General features: G+C 70.9%; 14 protein-coding genes. 3 read left to right on the top strand and 11 right to left on the bottom strand.

What is annotated here, in order from left to right:
* Window positions 1-20: 20 nt before the first annotated feature.
* Window positions 21-1442 carry a non-reducing end alpha-L-arabinofuranosidase family hydrolase gene (locus AQJ30_RS05165; protein WP_067229156.1) on the bottom strand — a complete coding sequence of 474 codons (1422 nt, stop codon included), beginning with the start codon at window positions 1440-1442 and terminating at the stop codon, window positions 21-23.
* Window positions 1443-1775: 333 nt separating this feature from the next.
* On the opposite strand from AQJ30_RS05165, the gene AQJ30_RS05160 reads away from it, so the two are divergent.
* Window positions 1776-3212 (top strand): endo-1,4-beta-xylanase, encoded by a 1437-nt coding sequence (locus AQJ30_RS05160; RefSeq protein WP_067229154.1) that lies wholly within the window; start codon window positions 1776-1778, stop codon window positions 3210-3212.
* Between the two features lie 90 nt (window positions 3213-3302).
* Here AQJ30_RS05160 and AQJ30_RS05155 read toward each other — a convergent pair whose 3' ends face one another.
* Window positions 3303-4499, bottom strand: coding sequence for an FAD-dependent monooxygenase (locus AQJ30_RS05155; protein ID WP_067229150.1), 1197 nt, complete (start codon window positions 4497-4499; stop codon window positions 3303-3305).
* 86 nt (window positions 4500-4585) lie between these two features.
* Here AQJ30_RS05155 and AQJ30_RS05150 point away from each other — a divergent pair, with 86 nt between their 5' ends.
* Window positions 4586-5170 carry a TetR/AcrR family transcriptional regulator gene (locus AQJ30_RS05150; RefSeq protein WP_067230839.1) on the top strand — a complete coding sequence of 195 codons (585 nt, stop codon included), beginning with the start codon at window positions 4586-4588 and terminating at the stop codon, window positions 5168-5170.
* Between the two features lie 9 nt (window positions 5171-5179).
* On the opposite strand, the gene AQJ30_RS05145 is transcribed toward AQJ30_RS05150, so the two are convergent.
* Window positions 5180-5371, bottom strand: coding sequence for a DUF397 domain-containing protein (locus tag AQJ30_RS05145; protein WP_067229148.1), 192 nt, complete (start codon window positions 5369-5371; stop codon window positions 5180-5182).
* On the bottom strand, window positions 5368-6225 hold the full coding sequence (locus tag AQJ30_RS05140) for a helix-turn-helix domain-containing protein (protein ID WP_067229146.1): 858 nt from the start codon (window positions 6223-6225) through the stop codon (window positions 5368-5370). Before AQJ30_RS05140 ends, AQJ30_RS05145 begins: the two co-directional genes overlap by 4 nt.
* A gap of 146 nt (window positions 6226-6371) precedes the next feature.
* Here AQJ30_RS05140 and AQJ30_RS05135 point away from each other — a divergent pair, with 146 nt between their 5' ends.
* Complete coding sequence (locus AQJ30_RS05135) at window positions 6372-6809, top strand: ATP-binding protein (RefSeq protein WP_067229143.1); 438 nt, start codon at window positions 6372-6374, stop codon at window positions 6807-6809.
* On the opposite strand, the gene AQJ30_RS05130 is transcribed toward AQJ30_RS05135, so the two are convergent.
* From AQJ30_RS05130 to AQJ30_RS05100, 7 genes are all read right to left on the bottom strand, one after another.
* Complete coding sequence (locus AQJ30_RS05130; RefSeq protein WP_067229141.1) at window positions 6799-7524, bottom strand: glycoside hydrolase family 11 protein; 726 nt, start codon at window positions 7522-7524, stop codon at window positions 6799-6801. The genes AQJ30_RS05135 and AQJ30_RS05130 overlap by 11 nt on opposite strands.
* A gap of 254 nt (window positions 7525-7778) precedes the next feature.
* Complete coding sequence (locus AQJ30_RS05125) at window positions 7779-9395, bottom strand: MFS transporter (RefSeq protein ID WP_067229139.1); 1617 nt, start codon at window positions 9393-9395, stop codon at window positions 7779-7781.
* Window positions 9396-9552: 157 nt separating this feature from the next.
* Window positions 9553-9819, bottom strand: coding sequence for a hypothetical protein (locus AQJ30_RS05120; protein WP_067229136.1), 267 nt, complete (start codon window positions 9817-9819; stop codon window positions 9553-9555).
* A gap of 129 nt (window positions 9820-9948) precedes the next feature.
* Window positions 9949-11634, bottom strand: coding sequence for a ribonuclease J (locus AQJ30_RS05115; RefSeq protein WP_067229133.1), 1686 nt, complete (start codon window positions 11632-11634; stop codon window positions 9949-9951).
* 44 nt (window positions 11635-11678) lie between these two features.
* The gene (locus tag AQJ30_RS05110) at window positions 11679-13100 is read right to left on the bottom strand and encodes a DEAD/DEAH box helicase (protein ID WP_067229130.1); all 1422 of its coding nucleotides are present in this window, start codon (window positions 13098-13100) and stop codon (window positions 11679-11681) included.
* A gap of 242 nt (window positions 13101-13342) precedes the next feature.
* Window positions 13343-13546: a cold-shock protein gene (locus AQJ30_RS05105; RefSeq protein ID WP_031136836.1), complete on the bottom strand. Its 204-nt coding sequence runs from the start codon at window positions 13544-13546 to the stop codon at window positions 13343-13345.
* A 375-nt stretch (window positions 13547-13921) separates the two neighbouring features.
* Window positions 13922-15250, bottom strand: coding sequence for a class I SAM-dependent RNA methyltransferase (locus AQJ30_RS05100; protein WP_067229127.1), 1329 nt, complete (start codon window positions 15248-15250; stop codon window positions 13922-13924).
* Between the last annotated feature and the right edge of the window lie 52 nt (window positions 15251-15302).

The raw sequence follows: 15302 nt of genomic DNA, 5'->3' as shown, positions 1-15302 counted from the left end.
CGGTACGGGGACCGGGAGGGTCAGCGCTGCAGGGTGAGGACACCCGGCCGCCAGGGCAGCTGGTCGTAGGGACCGCTCGCGCTCGGGGACTTGCCCTGGTAGAGGAACTGCAGGTTGCAGGGGTCGATGGTCATGGTCTGGTCGGGGTTGTTGCGGACCAGGTCACCGTGGCTGATGTCGTTGGTCCAGGAGGCACCGCTGTTGGCCTTGCCCGCGAAGGGGTTGCTCTCGCTGGCGGCCTGCGGGGTCCACGAGCCGCTCAGGCTGGAGGCCGTGAAGGAGCGGAAGTAGCGCCCGTTGGCGCCCATCGCCTCGACGATCATGAGGTACTGGCTCTTGCCCTGCACCTTGTACACCTGGACGGCCTCGAACAGGTTGGCCTGGGTGTCGCTCATGACGGTCGTGTACGACGAGCCGAAGCTGCCCGGGAAGTTCCCGATCGGCATGCTCGCACGGTAGATCTTGCCGTTGTCACCGGCGAAGAACAGGTACATGTTCTGGCCGTCGGCGATCAGGGTCTGGTCGATCGGGCCGGTGCCCGAGCCGGAGATGCTGCCGGTGAACAGCGGCTGCGGAGCGGACCAGCCGTTGGGGTTCGTGGGGTCGCTCGACGTGCGGTAGATGAACGGCCACGCGCCCCACTGGTAGGCCAGCACCCAGATGTTCTTGGGCGCGAAGTAGAACAGCGTGGGCGCCACCGCGGACTGGTTCATCGCGGTCTGGCCGGTCGACGCCATGTCCGACCAGTTGGTGAAGGGCTGGAACATCATCGACCCGTACGACGACCCGGACACGTTCGACGCGTAGACCAGGTGTTTGCCGTTGTACGTCACGTTCGTGAAGTCCTTGACGGCGGCCCACCCGTTGGCCGGCTGGGCGAGCGCGCCGGTCGACGACCACCGGTAGGTCGACGGCAGGGAGCAGTCGCCGGTCGGGGGCGTGCCGGACAGGCCGGACCACTTCTGGTTGCTGCCGCCGTTGCACGTCCCGATCTGGATCGCGGTGCCGTTGGCCGTCCCGGCGCCGGCGGCCTCCAGGCACAGCCCGGACTCCACGCCGACGACCGTGCCGTCGGAGCCGACCCGCCACTGCTGGTTGGCGCCGCCGGAACAGGTCCAGATCTGCACCCGGGTCCCGGCCGTGGTGGCGTGGCCGGGGACGTCCAGGCACTTGGAGCCGTACACGGTGAGCTGGTTGGCGTCGGTCAGGGTCCACTGCTGGTTGGTCCCGCCCCAGCAGTCGTAGAGCTGCGCGAGCGTGCCGTCGGTCTGGCCGCCGCCCACGACGTCGAGACACCGGTTCGAACCGGCGCCGCGCAGGGCGCCCGTGGAAGCCGCCTGGGCCGGGGTGGCGACCAGCATCGCCGCCAGGGCGGCCAGCACCGCGACCGCGGCGGCCACCACCGCGGACGGGTGCCTGCGGCTGAAACTTCCTCTGTGCATGGGGGACTTCCTCAACCTCGAGTGGACGTTCGGAATGTCGAACAGGAGTCGAGCGGTCGAGCAACCCGATGATTGGGAAGCGGACGGGTGGCGTCAATACCTCTCGCACGGATCGCGGCCGTATGCGAAACATTCGCCAGGAATGCTGTACACCGGGTGACGTGGCGATGCATCGACCCCCGGCCACGGCGACAACGTTGGCGCGTCAGCCTCCATACCACCGATCTCGAAAGTTTCGAACATCTCACGGAAACTTTTTCTGCGCAGAGCCTTGACGATGCCTCGTCAACCTTCGATCGTCATTCCCCGATCCCTACCCTTGGAGGCACAGTCATGGGCTCGTACGCCCTTCCCGGACCCGTGGTCCGGCGGAAGATCCGCGGCCTGCTGTTAGCGGTGGTCGTCGGCGTCCTCGGTGTCGTGAGCGCACTGGTCACTCCCCCGACCGCACACGCCGCCGAGAGCACGCTCGGCGCCGCGGCGGCGCAGAGCGGCCGCTACTTCGGCACCGCCATCGCCTCGGGCAGGCTGGGCGACTCGGCATACACGACCATCGCGAACCGCGAGTTCAACATGGTGACGCCCGAGAACGAGATGAAGATCGACGCCACCGAGCCGCAGCGGGGCCAGTTCAACTTCACCAACGGTGACCGCGTCTACAACTGGGCCGTGCAGAACGGCAAGAAGGTGCGCGGCCACACGCTGGCCTGGCACTCCCAGCAGCCCGGCTGGATGCAGAGCCTCAGCGGCAGCTCGCTGCGCCAGGCGATGATCGACCACATCAACGGCGTGATGGCCCACTACAAGGGCAAGATCGCCCAGTGGGACGTCGTGAACGAGGCCTACTCGGACGACGGTTCGGGCGGGCGCCGGGACTCCAACCTGCAGCGCACCGGCAACGACTGGATCGAGGTCGCCTTCCGCACCGCGCGGGCCGCCGACCCGGCGGCCAAGCTCTGCTACAACGACTACAACATCGAGAACTGGACCTGGGCGAAGACCCAGGGCGTGTACAACATGGTCCGCGACTTCAAGCAGCGCGGCGTGCCGATCGACTGCGTCGGCTTCCAGTCGCACTTCAACAGCGGCAGTCCGTACAACAGCAACTTCCGCACCACGCTGCAGAGCTTCGCCGCCCTCGGCGTCGACGTCGCGATCACCGAGCTCGACATCCAGGGCGCGTCGTCCTCGACCTACGCCGCCGTGACCAACGACTGCCTGGCCGTCTCGCGCTGCCTCGGCATCACCGTGTGGGGCGTGCGCGACACCGACTCCTGGCGCTCCGGTGACTCGCCGCTGCTGTTCAACGGCGACGGCAGCAAGAAGCCGGCCTACACGGCGGTCCTCAACGCGCTGAACGGCGGCACCACCACGCCGCCGCCCACCGGAGGCGGAACGCAGATCAAGGGCGTCGGCTCGGGCCGCTGCGTGGACGTGCCCAACGCCGCCACCGCCGACGGCACGCAGGTCCAGCTGTACGACTGCAACGGCGCCACCAACCAGCAGTGGACGCTCAGCGACGCCGGTGAGCTCAAGGTCTACGGCAACAAGTGCCTGGACGCCGGCGGCACCGGCAACGGCACCCGGGTGCAGATCTACAGCTGCTGGGGCGGCGACAACCAGAAGTGGCGCCTGAACTCCGACGGTTCCATCGTCGGCGTCCAGTCGGGCCTCTGCCTGGACGCGGTCGGAGCCGGCACGGCGAACGGCACGCTGATCCAGCTGTACACCTGCTCGGGCGGCAGCAACCAGAAGTGGAGCCGCGCCTGACGGATTCCGCCGGGGGGTGAGGGCCGTCGCCGTCATGGCGACGGCCCTCGGTGTGCGCCGCCGTCACGCGCCGCCGTCATGCCCCGCCCGTCACGCGCCGCCCGCCTCCGTGGCCGGCGACGGGCCGGGAGGGGGCTGCCAGCCCAGGACCTCGTCCAGGGCCCGCACCGTGGCCGCCCGCGGCGTGGCCCGTACGGCGAGGTTCCGGAGGGACACCGCCAAGGGGTGCGACAGCCGGGCGAGTTCACCGACGCGCCGGGAACGTCGGCCGATCCGGACCGTGCGCCGGTGCCGGGCCTGCGTGTAGGCGGCGAGCGCGGCCGGTACGTCGGTGCCCCGCGCGAGGAGGTGCGCCAGGACCACCGCGTCCTCGACGGCCTGGCAGCCGCCCTGCCCCAGGTTGGGCGTCATCGCGTGGGCGGCGTCACCGAGCAGGGCCACCCGCCCGGCGTGGAACCGGGGCAGGGGCACGGCCAGTTCGTGGAAGTCGTGGTGGAGGATGCCGACCGGTTCGGGGTGGCGCGGGTCGAGCCGGTCCAGCAGCGCGGGGATCGGATCGTGCCACGCGCCGAAGCGCCGGGTGAGGTCGGCGTGGTGGTCGGCCGGTCGCGCGGCGGGACCGGTGACGGCGGTGGCGTAGGCGTAGATCCGGCCGTCGACGAGGGGAACGACGCCGAACCGCTCGCCCGCGCCCCAGGTCTCGGCCGCCTGCGGGCGAGGCAGGCCGGCACCGGGCAGTACCGCCCGCCACCCGGCCTCACCGGCGTGCCGGAGCCCGGGGTGCCCGGGGAAGAGCTGTGCGCGCAGCACGCTGCGCAGGCCGTCGGCCGCCACGAGGACGTCGGCGTCCAGGTCGCCCGCCGTCGTCCGCACGCGCACCGGGCCCCGGGCGTCGTCCACGCCGGTCACCGGGACGCCGAGGCGTACGGTGCCCGGCGGGAGGGCGGCGGCGAGGGCGTCGATCAGCACGGCGCGGTGCACGGCACACGAGGAGAGCCCGTGACGATCCACCAGGGCACGGCTGTCGGCCCGGCTCAGCCAGGCACCGTCGGGCGTGCGCAGCCCGACCGTACCGAGCGGGGCGTCCCCGGCCCACACCCCGGTGGGCACGCCGATCGAGTCCAGGGCGCGCAACGCGTTGGGGGCGAGCACGATGCCGGCCCCGGCCCCGGTGAGCGCGGGGGCCCGTTCGCACACGGTCACGCGCCATCCGTGACGGCTCAGGGCCACCGCCGCCGTCAGTCCGCCGATCCCGCCTCCGGCCACGACAACATGCCGAGCCCCCACGACAACCGCCTCCCCGCACCCGCACCACTCGACCCTCTACAGATGTAGAGCGGTGACCAGGACTCTACACCTGTAGGGTGTCGGCCGTGCCCCTCCCCGACCGCCGAGAGCTGATCGCCGACACGGCCATCGACACCGTGGCCACCGCCGGACTGCGGGGGCTGACCCACCGCGCGGTCGACGCCGCCGCGGGACTGCCGGCCGGCAGCACGTCGTACTACTTCCGCACGCGCAGCGCCCTGATCGGCGCCTGCTACCTGCGCCTGGCCGAGGTGACGGTCGCCGACGTGGACCGCTGGGAAGCGCGGTACGGCAGCCCGGACCCGGACTCCGCGGCGGAGGCGCTCGCCGCGCTGCTGCACCACTGGCTGACGGCGGACCGCAACCGCCAACTGGCGCGCTTCGAGCTCAGCCTGGAGGCGGCCCGCCGCCCGGAACTGCGCGCCGACCTGCACACCGCCGGGCTCGCGGCCCGCGCACGGGCGGCCGCCCTGCTGGAGAGCCTCGGCGCCCCTCACCCGACCTCGGCGGCGGACCTGCTGGTCGCGTGGACCGACGGCCTGCTGTACGACCGCCTGGCGGGCGCGACGGCGGCGACCCGCCCGGCACCGGACGTGAGCGAACTGACGTCCGTCGTGCGGCGGATGCTGTCGGCGGCACTGTCCGCGTGACGGGGCCGCCTACCGAACGGCGAACCCGAGGAACGCCGACCAGGCGGAGGCGGTGACGGGAACGAGGGCCCGGCTGGTGTCCTTGGAGTCCCGCACGCGGACGGCGTGGGGCAACAGGGCCACCTCGACGCACTGACCACCCTCACCACTGCTGTAGCTGCTCGCGCGCCACGCGACGACTTCCTCGACATCGACGTTCATGTCTCTCCCAGCAGTTCCTCGACGAGGGTCAACGACTCGCGGGGCGTGAGCGCTTGCGCCCGGAGCAGACCGTACTGCTCCTCCAGCTCACGAACGGTGCCCCGGTCCGTGTAGAGGCGGCTGTCCTTGTACGCCTCCACGTAGGCGATCCTCCGCGCATCCTGCGTCTCGATCAAGGTGAAAGGACCGGCCAGGCCGGCATGCTCGTCCCGCACGTTCGGCATGATCTGGATCTCGACGTTGCGCCGTCGGCCGTGCAGCAGCAGTTGCTCCAACTGCCCGCGCATCACGGGCACACCGCCCAGGGGGCGTGTCAGCACGGACTGCTCGATGACGAAGCTCATGGTCGGCATCGGCAAGCGGCTGAAGATCTTCTGCCGTGCCAGACGTGCGGCGACCCGCTCCTCGATCGTCTCGTCACTGAGCAACGGCCGTCGCATCGTGAACACGGCCCGGGCGTACTCCTCGGTCTGCAGGAGTCCGTTGATGAGGTGGGTGTCGTAGACGTGCAACTCCACCGCCTCCGACTCCAACCGCGCCGCGTCCCGGAAGAACGCCGGGTACTGTGCCCGGGCCACCTCCTCCTTCATCTCCTGGAGGACCCCGCCCGCGTCCAGCACCTCGTCGGCCTGGTCGATGAACCGGGGCGGAGGCACCCGGCGTCCCTGTTCGTACGCGGCGATGGTGGAGACGGAGTAGCCCGTCAGGGAGCCGAACTCCGGCCGTTCCAGACCGGCCCGCACCCGGAACCGCTTCAACTGGCGCCCGAAGACCCGCAGAACCCCGGAGCCGCCGGCCTCCGGTTCGTCAGCGTCGCTGGACGTCCCGTCCACCCGTCCCGCCGGTTCGGCCATCGCACACCACCTCCCCCGGCCAACGCACCCCCACGCCGACCGTCACGCCCCGCGCCGCCTACACCCGCACACACGCCACGTACAGCAACTCCTCGTGTGCGGGCCGTAGCTGTTCACGCTAGGGCGGCACCGGCACCGTGGGCCACATGAACAGCCGAATCTCCACCCCCCGGGTGCCCGCACACCACGAGTTCGCGATGGCGTTCACCTCCTCACCGCGGGGCGCGCGCCTCGCGCGGAGACTCGTGGCCCACCGACTCGACGCGTGGGGGCACCCGTACGGCGGCCGGGTCAACGACGCGGTCACGCTGATCACGGCGGAGCTGGCGGCCAACGCCGTCCGGCACGGGCACGTGGCGGGGCGGGACTTCCACGTCCGGCTCCTCCACGGCACGGACACCGTGCGCGTGGAGGTCACCGACACCCGCGCCGAGCGCGTCCCCCTGCTCTCCGGCCAGGAACCGCCCGGCGACGCGGAGTCGGGCCGCGGCCTGCTGATCGTCGCGGGGCTGGCGGCCCGCTGGGCGGTCGCCCCGCGGGAGGGCGCGCCGGGCAAGACGGTGTGGGCGGAAGTCAGCCGCTGACCGTGATGGTCGAGCTTCCGGAGCTCTGGTAACCCTCGGTGGCGAGGATCATGTAGTACTTGAACTGGCCCAGGCCCATGCCCGCCCGCGCCCAGGCGTCGAAGTGGTTGCCGGTGGTGATGGTGCCCGAGCCGCTGGTCACCTTCGTCTGCCGGACGCTCCAGTACTGGTTGAAGGTGCGGGTGCCCTCGACGGAGGGGGCGTTGTAGCGCGTCGTCCGGTAGATGTCGTACGTGCCGCCGTCGCTGGAGACGGTGCCGTGGTACTCGCCGGTGGGCCGGAAGCTGCCCCAGTTGTCGACGATGTAGTACTCGACCAGCGGGTTGGACGTCCACCCGTACAGCGCGCCGTAGCCGTTGCCCGACGGGTTGAAGTAGCCGGTGTAGCGGACCGTCCGGCGCCCGCCGGTGTTCCAGCCCTTGCCGGCGACGAAGTTGCCGCAGTTGGTCCACCGGGTGCTGTAGCTGCCGCCGCCGTTGAGTGTCATGGAGACGGAGCCGCCGCCGTCGGTCCAGAACGAGTAGTACAGGCCGTCGTAGCCGGTCTGGCTGGTGGTGATGGTGGTGGCGGCGTGGGCGGTGCCGGGCAGCAGCAGCCCCGACGCGGTGGCGAGGGCGACGGTGCCGGCGCCACCGAGGAAGCCTCGCCGGCTCAGGCTGCTGAAGGGGGCGGGGCTCTGCTGGACCTGGTCCTGCTGCGAGCCGTCGTACTGCATGGGTCCTCCCGATGAGTGGCTGTCGCTCGGTGGCCACAGTGTTCGTATGACGTCATGCTCTCGTCAACAGTTTCGACATTGTTTCGGAAACAAGTCGAGCCTGAAGGCGCCAGGGAGTTGCCCATCACCGCAGTTCAACAACCTGTTACCGTGGCTACCCCATAGCCGAACCACCTGGCGAACAGGCATCACAGCGCAAGGCGGTCCCCATCACTCGAATGTTTCGAAGGCGACCGTGACCGCCGCTCCCAGCGCTAAGCCCTCGGCGCCCGGGGCTGCGTCGCCGGGATCCGCGAGGTGAAGAACAGGGCGAGGAGAGCGGCGAGCGCGAGGGCGGCGAGGGCCGCCCGGAGGCCGTCGAGCCGTGCCTCGGCGTTCGCGTCCAGCACGTCCTGGGACGTCTGCTCACTCACCCCGGCGTCGTCGAGCGCCTTCTCCAGCTGGGCGTCCGACAGGAAGGGCGCTCCGCTCTGCAACTGGACGGACGCCTGGCTCTTGGCCTGGTCGGGGATGGCCGGATTCTGCTCGACGGTCGTCAGGAACGACGAGGTGAGCGCGGCGATCATGATGGACCCGGCGAGTGCGGTACCGAGGGAGGCGCCGAGGTTGGTGACGGCGTTCTGGACGCCGCCGACTTCCGCGCTCTGCGCTTCCGGCACGGCGGACACGGTGACCGAACCGAGCTGGGAGGCCAGGGCGCCCATGCCGAGCCCGATGAGCAGCAGCGGAACGGTGACGATCTCCCCGCCGGCGTCCGCGTCGAGCGCGGCCATCAGGATCACCGCGCCCGCGAGCAGCGCGAGCACCCCGCACCGCACCACCCGGCGCGGCGAGACGTCCGGGAGCAACCGCGGGATCAGGATCGCCGCCGCCAGGAGCGTCACCGACAGGGGCAGGATGCGCGCGCCGGTCTTCAGCGCGGACAGTCCCAGCGCGACGGACAGGTACAGCGGTACGACGAAGAAGACACCCATCTGCACCAGGTACTGGAAGAAGAACATCGTCAGGCCGCCGGTGAGCTGCCTGTTGTGGAACATGGCCGGGTCGACGAGCGGGTCCCGCCGCTGCCGCGCCGTGCGGGCCTCCCAGCGCAGGAAGAGCCAGATCAGCAGCAGGCCGACCAGCACCAGCCACACGACCAGGGAGACGCCGAGCCAGGAGGGGGCGTCGGGCTTGGGCCGGAACCAGCCCCACTCGTCCGAGCGGAGCACCCCGTAGACGAAGGTCCCGAGTCCAAGGGCGGAGAGGAGGACCCCCAAGAGATCGATCCGAGCGCGTTCGCCGAGCGGCGCGTCGGTGATGCGACGGGCGAACACCAGGATGACGAGCACCATCACGACCTCGCCGGCGAAGACCCAGCGCCAGGAGAAGTAGGTGGTCGCGAGTCCTCCGATGAGGGGTCCCAGCGCGATGGCCACGGCTCCCGCGGCCGCGACGAGACCGTAGGCGGCGGGACGGCGCTCCACGGCGAAGTTGCTCGCCACGAGCGTCACGATCGCCGGCAGGATGAGCGCCGCCCCGATGCCCTCGAGGAACGACCAGCCGATCAGCAGGACGGTCAGGTCGGGCGCGAGCGCCGTCGTCAGGGAGCCGCAGCCGTAGACGGCACAGCCGATCATGAAGGCGCGCCTGCGCCCGATCAGCGCGCCGATCTTGCCCCCGGGGATCATGAACATCGCCATCACGAGGGTGTACGCCGTGATCGCGCCCTGGATGCCGGTCACCTGCGTGTCCAGGTCCTGGGCCACGGTCGCGATCGACACGTTCATGACAGAGCTGTCGAGGGCCATCAGGAACTGACCCGACGCCAGCGTCAGCAGGACGAGCCGCTCGCTCGCCGGCTGCGCGGCAACGTCCGCGGGAGGTGCCATGGCCGCATGGTGGCAGCCACGCGCGCGCCCGTACGGCGACCCGCCACGGGCGTCAGTCGCTTGGCGGCGTCACGGCGCCGCGCCACCGACCGCGGACGGCCCTGCTCAGCCGCGCGGTTCGGACGCCCGGCTCAGCCGCCCGGTTCAGCCGCCCGGTTCAGCCGCGCGGTTCGGACGTGGCGTGCCACGCCTGGAGGCCGGCCCGCGACGCCTCCTTGGCCTGGTGCAACTTCATGGCCGCCTGCTGGCTCGGGGGCACGTCCATCTCGCGGATCAGCCGACGGCCGGCCGCGGCCACGGCGGCGGCCGCGATGGCCATGCCGGCCCACGCGACCACGGCACCGGCCGCGGTGAGCACGACGCCGGTCGTCACGAGCCGCGTGTTGATGTCGATCGTCCTCTGGGACTGGCGGTGGTGGTTCATGTCTCCACCATCCGACGGGCCGAGCCCCCGCGCATCTCGACCACGGCACCACGGCCACGGCTCCGTCCGGCCCGCTGACGACGAACGCCGGCGCGATGCGTATGGGCCCGACCCCCATGGACCGTTCGTTCAGGCGTCGATGACGACGGGGATGATGAGGGGCTTGCGGCGGTGGGTGCGGAACGCCCAGTTCGCCACGGCGCGGGCCAGGAGTTGTTCGAGTTGGCGCCCGTCCCCGACGCCTTCCTCGGCTGCGGTGGCCAGGGTCTTCTCGATGACGGGGACGACCGGCTCGAAGGTGGCGTCGTCGTGGACGAAGCCCCGGGCCAGGAAGTCGGGGGGCTCGGCGAGGGCGCCGGTGTCCGCGTCGACGATCGCCACCACCGTGACCACGCCTTCGGCGGCGAGGGTGAGGCGGTCCTTGAGGGAGGCCTCGGTGGCGCCGCCGACTTCCATCCCGTCCACGTAGACGTTGCCCGCGGCGACCTTGCCGGTGATGGACGCGCGCCCGTCGACCAGGTCGACGACGACGCCGTCCTCGGCGATGACGACCCGTTCGGGGTCGACACCGGTACGGATCGCGAGGTCGCCGTTGGCCCGCAGGTGGCGCCATTCGCCGTGCACGGGCATGACGTTGCGGGGTTTGACGATGTTGTAGCAGTAGACGAGTTCGCCGGCACTGGCGTGCCCCGAGACGTGCACCTTGGCGTTGCCCTTGTGGACCACGTGGGCCCCCCACCGGGTGAGCCCGTTGATCACGCGGTAGATGGCGTTCTCGTTGCCGGGGATGAGCGAGCTGGCGAGCAGGACGGTGTCGCCCTCGCCGATGCGGATCATGTGGTCGCGGTTGGCCATCCGCGAGAGTGCGGCCATCGGTTCGCCCTGGGAACCGGTGCACACCAGGGCGATCTTGTGGTCCGGGAGCTTCTCCAGCTCCTTCGTGCTCACGACCAGACCGGACGGGACCTTCAGGTAGCCCAGGTCACGGGCGATGCCCATGTTGCGGACCATCGACCGGCCGACGAAGGCGACCTTGCGGCCGTGCTGGTGGGCGGCGTCCAGAACCTGCTGGATCCGGTGCACATGGCTGGCGAAGCTGGAGACGATGACCCGGCGCGGCGCGGTGCGCATCACCTGTTCGATCGCCGGGTTCAGCTCCCGCTCGGAGGTGGTGAAGCCGGGTACTTCGGCGTTGGTGGAGTCGGTGAGGAAGAGGTCCACGCCCTCCTCGCCGAGACGGGCGAAGGCGCGCAGATCGGTGATGCGGTCGTCGAGGGGGAACTGGTCCATCTTGAAGTCGCCGGTGTGCAGCACCATCCCGGCCCGGGTACGGATCGCGACCGCCAGGCTGTCCGGGATGGAGTGGTTGACCGCCACGAACTCGCAGTCGAAGGGCCCGAAGCCGCGCCGGTCGCCCTCCCGTACCCGCACCGTGCGCGGCCGGATCCCGTGTTCCTTGAGCTTCGCCTCCAGGAACGCCAGCGTCAGCTTGGACCCGATGACGGGGATGTCGCGCCGTTCGCGCAGCAGGTACGGGACGCCGCCGATGTGGTCCTCGTGACCATGGGTGAGGACGATGCCCACGACGTCGTCCAGCCGGTCCCGGATCGAGGTGAAGTCCGGCAGGATCACGTCCACGCCGGGCTGGGTCTCCTCGGGGAACAGCACGCCGCAGTCGACGATCAGCAGCTTGCCGGCGTGCTCGAACACGGTCATGTTGCGCCCGATCTCGCCGAGGCCACCCAGGGCGATGACCCGCAGCCCTCCTTCGGGAAGGGGCGGGGCGGACTTCAGCTCGGGGTGCGGATGGCTCATACCCTGACGGTACCCGGAGAGCGGGACAGGGTGATCCACCGGCCCTAGGCCGCCGCGCCGGCGACGGACTGCTCACGGACGGGTGCGCGGCGGGCCGCAGGGACGGCACGGCCTCGGCCGCGTGCAGCGGTACCGCGCCTCTTGGGGCGCTCGGCCACCGGTGTGGTGATGACGACCGGGATGCCGGAGGGTGCCTGGGCGCCGGTGATGCGGCGCAGTGCATCTCCGCCGGTACGGACCTGGGTGGTCTGCGGGACGATGCCGGCCGCTGCCATGAGGCGTGTCATGCCACGGCGCTGGTCAGGGGTGACCAGCGTGACGACGCTGCCCGACTCTCCGGCGCGGGCCGTACGGCCACCGCGGTGGAGGTAGTCCTTGTGGTCGGTCGGCGGGTCGACGTTGACCACGAGGTCGAGGTGGTCGACGTGGATGCCGCGAGCCGCGACGTTGGTGGCCACCAGGACATTGACGTGACCGGTCTTGAACTGCGTCAGCGTACGGGTGCGCTGCGGCTGCGACTTGCCGCCGTGCAGGGCGGCAGCCCGTACCCCGCTGTTCAGGAGGTGCTCGGTGAGGCGGTCGACGGCGTGCTTGGTGTCGAGGAACATGATCACGCGACCGTCCCGGGCGGCGATCTGGGTGGTGGCCGTCTGCTTGTCGGTGCCGTGGACGTGCAGCACGTGGTGCTCCATCGTCGTGACCGCGCCGGCCGAGGGGTCGACGGAGTGCACGACGGGGTCGGTGAGGTAGCGGCGCACGAGCAGGTCGACGTTGCGGTCGAGGGTGGCGGAGAACAGCATGCGCTGGCCCTCGGGACGGACCTGGTCGAGCAGCTCGGTGACCTGCGGCATGAAGCCCATGTCGGCCATCTGGTCGGCCTCGTCGAGGACGGTGATGGACACCTGGTCCAGTCGGCAGTCGCCGCGGTCGATGAGGTCCTTGAGGCGTCCCGGCGTGGCGACGACGATCTCGGCGCCACCGCGCACCATGCTCGCCTGCCTGCCGATCGGCATCCCGCCCACCACCGTGGCGAGCCGCAGCTTCACGGAACGGGCGTACGGGGCCAGCGCGTCGGTGACCTGCTGCGCCAGCTCACGGGTGGGCACGAGGACCAGTCCCAACGGCTGCCGGGCCTCGGCACGCTGCCCGGCCGTACGGGCCAGCAGCGCCAGCCCGAACGCGAGGGTCTTGCCGGAGCCTGTGCGGCCACGGCCGAGCACGTCCCGGCCGGCGAGGGTGTTCGGCAGCGTTGCGGCCTGGATCGGGAAGGGCACGGTCACGCCTTGCGATCCGAGCGCGGCCAGCAGCGCCCCGGGCATGCCGAGGTCGGCGAACACCTCCACGGCGGGAAGCGCGGGAGTCTTCGTCTCAGGGAGGGCGAACTCCCCCTGGACCGCGGCGGGCCGACGGCCGAACCCCCCGGAACGGGTGCGGGCGAAGCGGTCGTTCGTGCGTGTGCGGTTCATGCGGGAACCTTCCTCGAGACGGCGCATATCAAGGAATTCCCGCAGCATCGAGCAGCTTGGAGAATTGCAAGAACAGGCCGGTGGAATGCGAAAGCGAATCCGGCCGACGGTGAAATCCGTGCGGGCGCATACGCGCTGGATGCGAGCGGCGCCGAGAGGGCGCACTATTCGAGCGAAAACGCGAGCAGCTGGGGCCCGCACCCCGAAGGATGCGGGCCCCAGCTACAGATTGTGCGTGAGCGTCAGGCGAGAACGATGTTCTCGGCCGTCGGGCCCTTCTGGCCCTGGGCGATGTCGAAGGTCACCTTCTGACCCTCGAGCAGCTCACGGAAGCCCTGGGCGGAGATGTTCGAGTAGTGGGCGAAGACGTCGGCGCCGCCGCCGTCCTGCTCGATGAAGCCGAAGCCCTTTTCCGCGTTGAACCACTTCACGGTACCGGCAGCCATGTCATTTCTCCTTCGGGGCAGTGCATCGGCGCCCGCACTGTACGGCCGCCGTGTCGCCGCGATGATCACCCCACCGGAAAAAGACCGGGCACACGAAAGTGCTTCCGCCTGAACAGAACCGGGCGGAGGCACTGAAGTTTTGGGAACCACAACTGCAACTGAGAACGACAGTAGCACGCCTCAGGGGCCGATGCGCGCTGCCGCAATTCCGCTCTGTTTTTACGGCAGGGAATCTGTCCGCGATTTTCTTTCAAACCTCAGCCGGCGGGTACAGATATTGTCGCGGCCGGGGCGGAACACCCAGGGAGCAGGTGGTGCGGCTCGTCCCGGCCGTCCCTCCGCGGAGAGGGACGGTGCCGTACCGTCCGCAGCAGCTCAGACGCCCTTCGCAGCGGGCTCCAGGATCGCCACGCACTCCACGTGGTGCGTCATCGGGAACAGGTCGAACGCCCGCAGCGTCCGCACCCGGTACCCGCCCTCGCGGAAGTACGCCAGGTCCCGGGCCAGCGCGGCCGGGTCGCAGGCGACGTACGCGATGCGGCGGGCGCCGAGGGACGACAGGTGCTCCACGGTCTTGCGGCCCGCTCCCGCGCGGGGCGGGTCCAGGACGACGAGGTCGACCTCGGTGATGCCGGTGCGCGGCAGGACCGACTCGACCTTGCCCTGCTCGATGCGCACCCGGGGGAAGTCGGCGAGGTTGTGCCGGGCGTCCTCGACGGCCCGCTTGCCGGACTCGATGCCGAGGACCGCGCCCTGCTCGCCCAGCCGGTCGGCGAGCGCGCCCGCGAACAGGCCGGCGCCGCAGTACAGGTCGAGGGCCGTCTCGCCCTTGCGGGGCAGCAGGCCCTGCATCACGGCGGTCACCAGGGTGTCCGCGGCCTTCGTGTGCACCTGCCAGAAGCCGCCGCTGCCGACCCGGTAGGTCCGGCCGTCCGCCCGCTCGCGGACGAAGGGCCGCCCGTGGACGCGGTGCACGCCGCCGTCCTTCTCGCCGACCCGCATGACCGACACCGGCCGGTCCAGCTCGACGATCGGAAGCCGGGCGCCCGGCTTCGGCGTGAGGATGACCTGCCGGTCCTGGGAGCCGGTGGCCGCGATCGCCTCGACCGACTCCATCCCGGACCAGTCGCGCTTCTCGACGCCCAGTTCGCTCACGCCCTCGGCCGCGATCAGGCAGCGGTCGATCGGCTCGACCTCGTGCGAACGGTGCCGGCGCAGCCCGGCGTGGCCGGAGGCGTCGACGGCGTACTGCACGCGCGTGCGCCACTGCGGGACCTGCCCCGCGGGTACCTTGTCGCCCTCGGCGGGCATCACCGTGCCGTCCCAGCCGGCCTCCTCGGGGGTCAGCCCCGCGAGCCGCTGCAGCTGCTCGGCGATCACCTCGCCCTTGAGCCGCCGCTGGGCGCCCGGCTTGGCGTGCTGCCAGTCGCAGCCGCCGCAGCGGCCGGGCCCGGCGAACGGGCAGGGCGGCTCGACCCGGTCCTTGGACGCCTCCAGCACCCGTACCGCGTCCGCGCGCAGGAACCGGGCGCCCTCCTCGCCCTCGGTCACCCGGGCCACCACCCGCTCACCGGGCAGCGCGTGCCGGACGAACAGCACCTGCCCCTCGGACGTACGGGCGATGCAGTGGCCGCCGTGGGCGACGGGGCCGATCTCGACCTCGTACTCCTCCCCCACCAGCGACGTCTTCGGTTCTGCCTGCATGGTGGGGTGACTCCAGATGACGAAAGGGGGCGGACGGGGCGGGAAGGCGGCG

Origin of the sequence: Streptomyces longwoodensis (genome assembly GCF_001514125.1) — a bacterium.
In the GTDB taxonomy this organism is placed as follows: Bacteria; Actinomycetota; Actinomycetes; order Streptomycetales; family Streptomycetaceae; genus Streptomyces; species Streptomyces longwoodensis.
This window is presented reverse-complemented; position numbering and strand designations above follow the sequence as displayed.

What these genes read in the sequence shown, in the direction of transcription:
- AQJ30_RS05160 (WP_067229154.1), top strand. Translation starts at nt 1,776, where the DNA reads ATGGGCTCGTACGCCCTTCCCGGACCCGTGGTCCGGCGGAAGATCCGC.
- AQJ30_RS05165 (WP_067229156.1), bottom strand. Translation starts at nt 1,442, where the DNA reads ATGCACAGAGGAAGTTTCAGCCGCAGGCACCCGTCCGCGGTGGTGGCC.
- AQJ30_RS05115 (WP_067229133.1), bottom strand. Translation starts at nt 11,634, where the DNA reads ATGAGCCATCCGCACCCCGAGCTGAAGTCCGCCCCGCCCCTTCCCGAA.
- AQJ30_RS05145 (WP_067229148.1), bottom strand. Translation starts at nt 5,371, where the DNA reads ATGAACGTCGATGTCGAGGAAGTCGTCGCGTGGCGCGCGAGCAGCTAC.
- AQJ30_RS05110 (WP_067229130.1), bottom strand. Translation starts at nt 13,100, where the DNA reads ATGAACCGCACACGCACGAACGACCGCTTCGCCCGCACCCGTTCCGGG.
- AQJ30_RS05130 (WP_067229141.1), bottom strand. Translation starts at nt 7,524, where the DNA reads ATGCAGTACGACGGCTCGCAGCAGGACCAGGTCCAGCAGAGCCCCGCC.
- AQJ30_RS05125 (WP_067229139.1), bottom strand. Translation starts at nt 9,395, where the DNA reads ATGGCACCTCCCGCGGACGTTGCCGCGCAGCCGGCGAGCGAGCGGCTC.
- AQJ30_RS05100 (WP_067229127.1), bottom strand. Translation starts at nt 15,250, where the DNA reads ATGCAGGCAGAACCGAAGACGTCGCTGGTGGGGGAGGAGTACGAGGTC.
- AQJ30_RS05140 (WP_067229146.1), bottom strand. Translation starts at nt 6,225, where the DNA reads ATGGCCGAACCGGCGGGACGGGTGGACGGGACGTCCAGCGACGCTGAC.
- AQJ30_RS05105 (WP_031136836.1), bottom strand. Translation starts at nt 13,546, where the DNA reads ATGGCTGCCGGTACCGTGAAGTGGTTCAACGCGGAAAAGGGCTTCGGC.
- AQJ30_RS05135 (WP_067229143.1), top strand. Translation starts at nt 6,372, where the DNA reads ATGAACAGCCGAATCTCCACCCCCCGGGTGCCCGCACACCACGAGTTC.
- AQJ30_RS05120 (WP_067229136.1), bottom strand. Translation starts at nt 9,819, where the DNA reads ATGAACCACCACCGCCAGTCCCAGAGGACGATCGACATCAACACGCGG.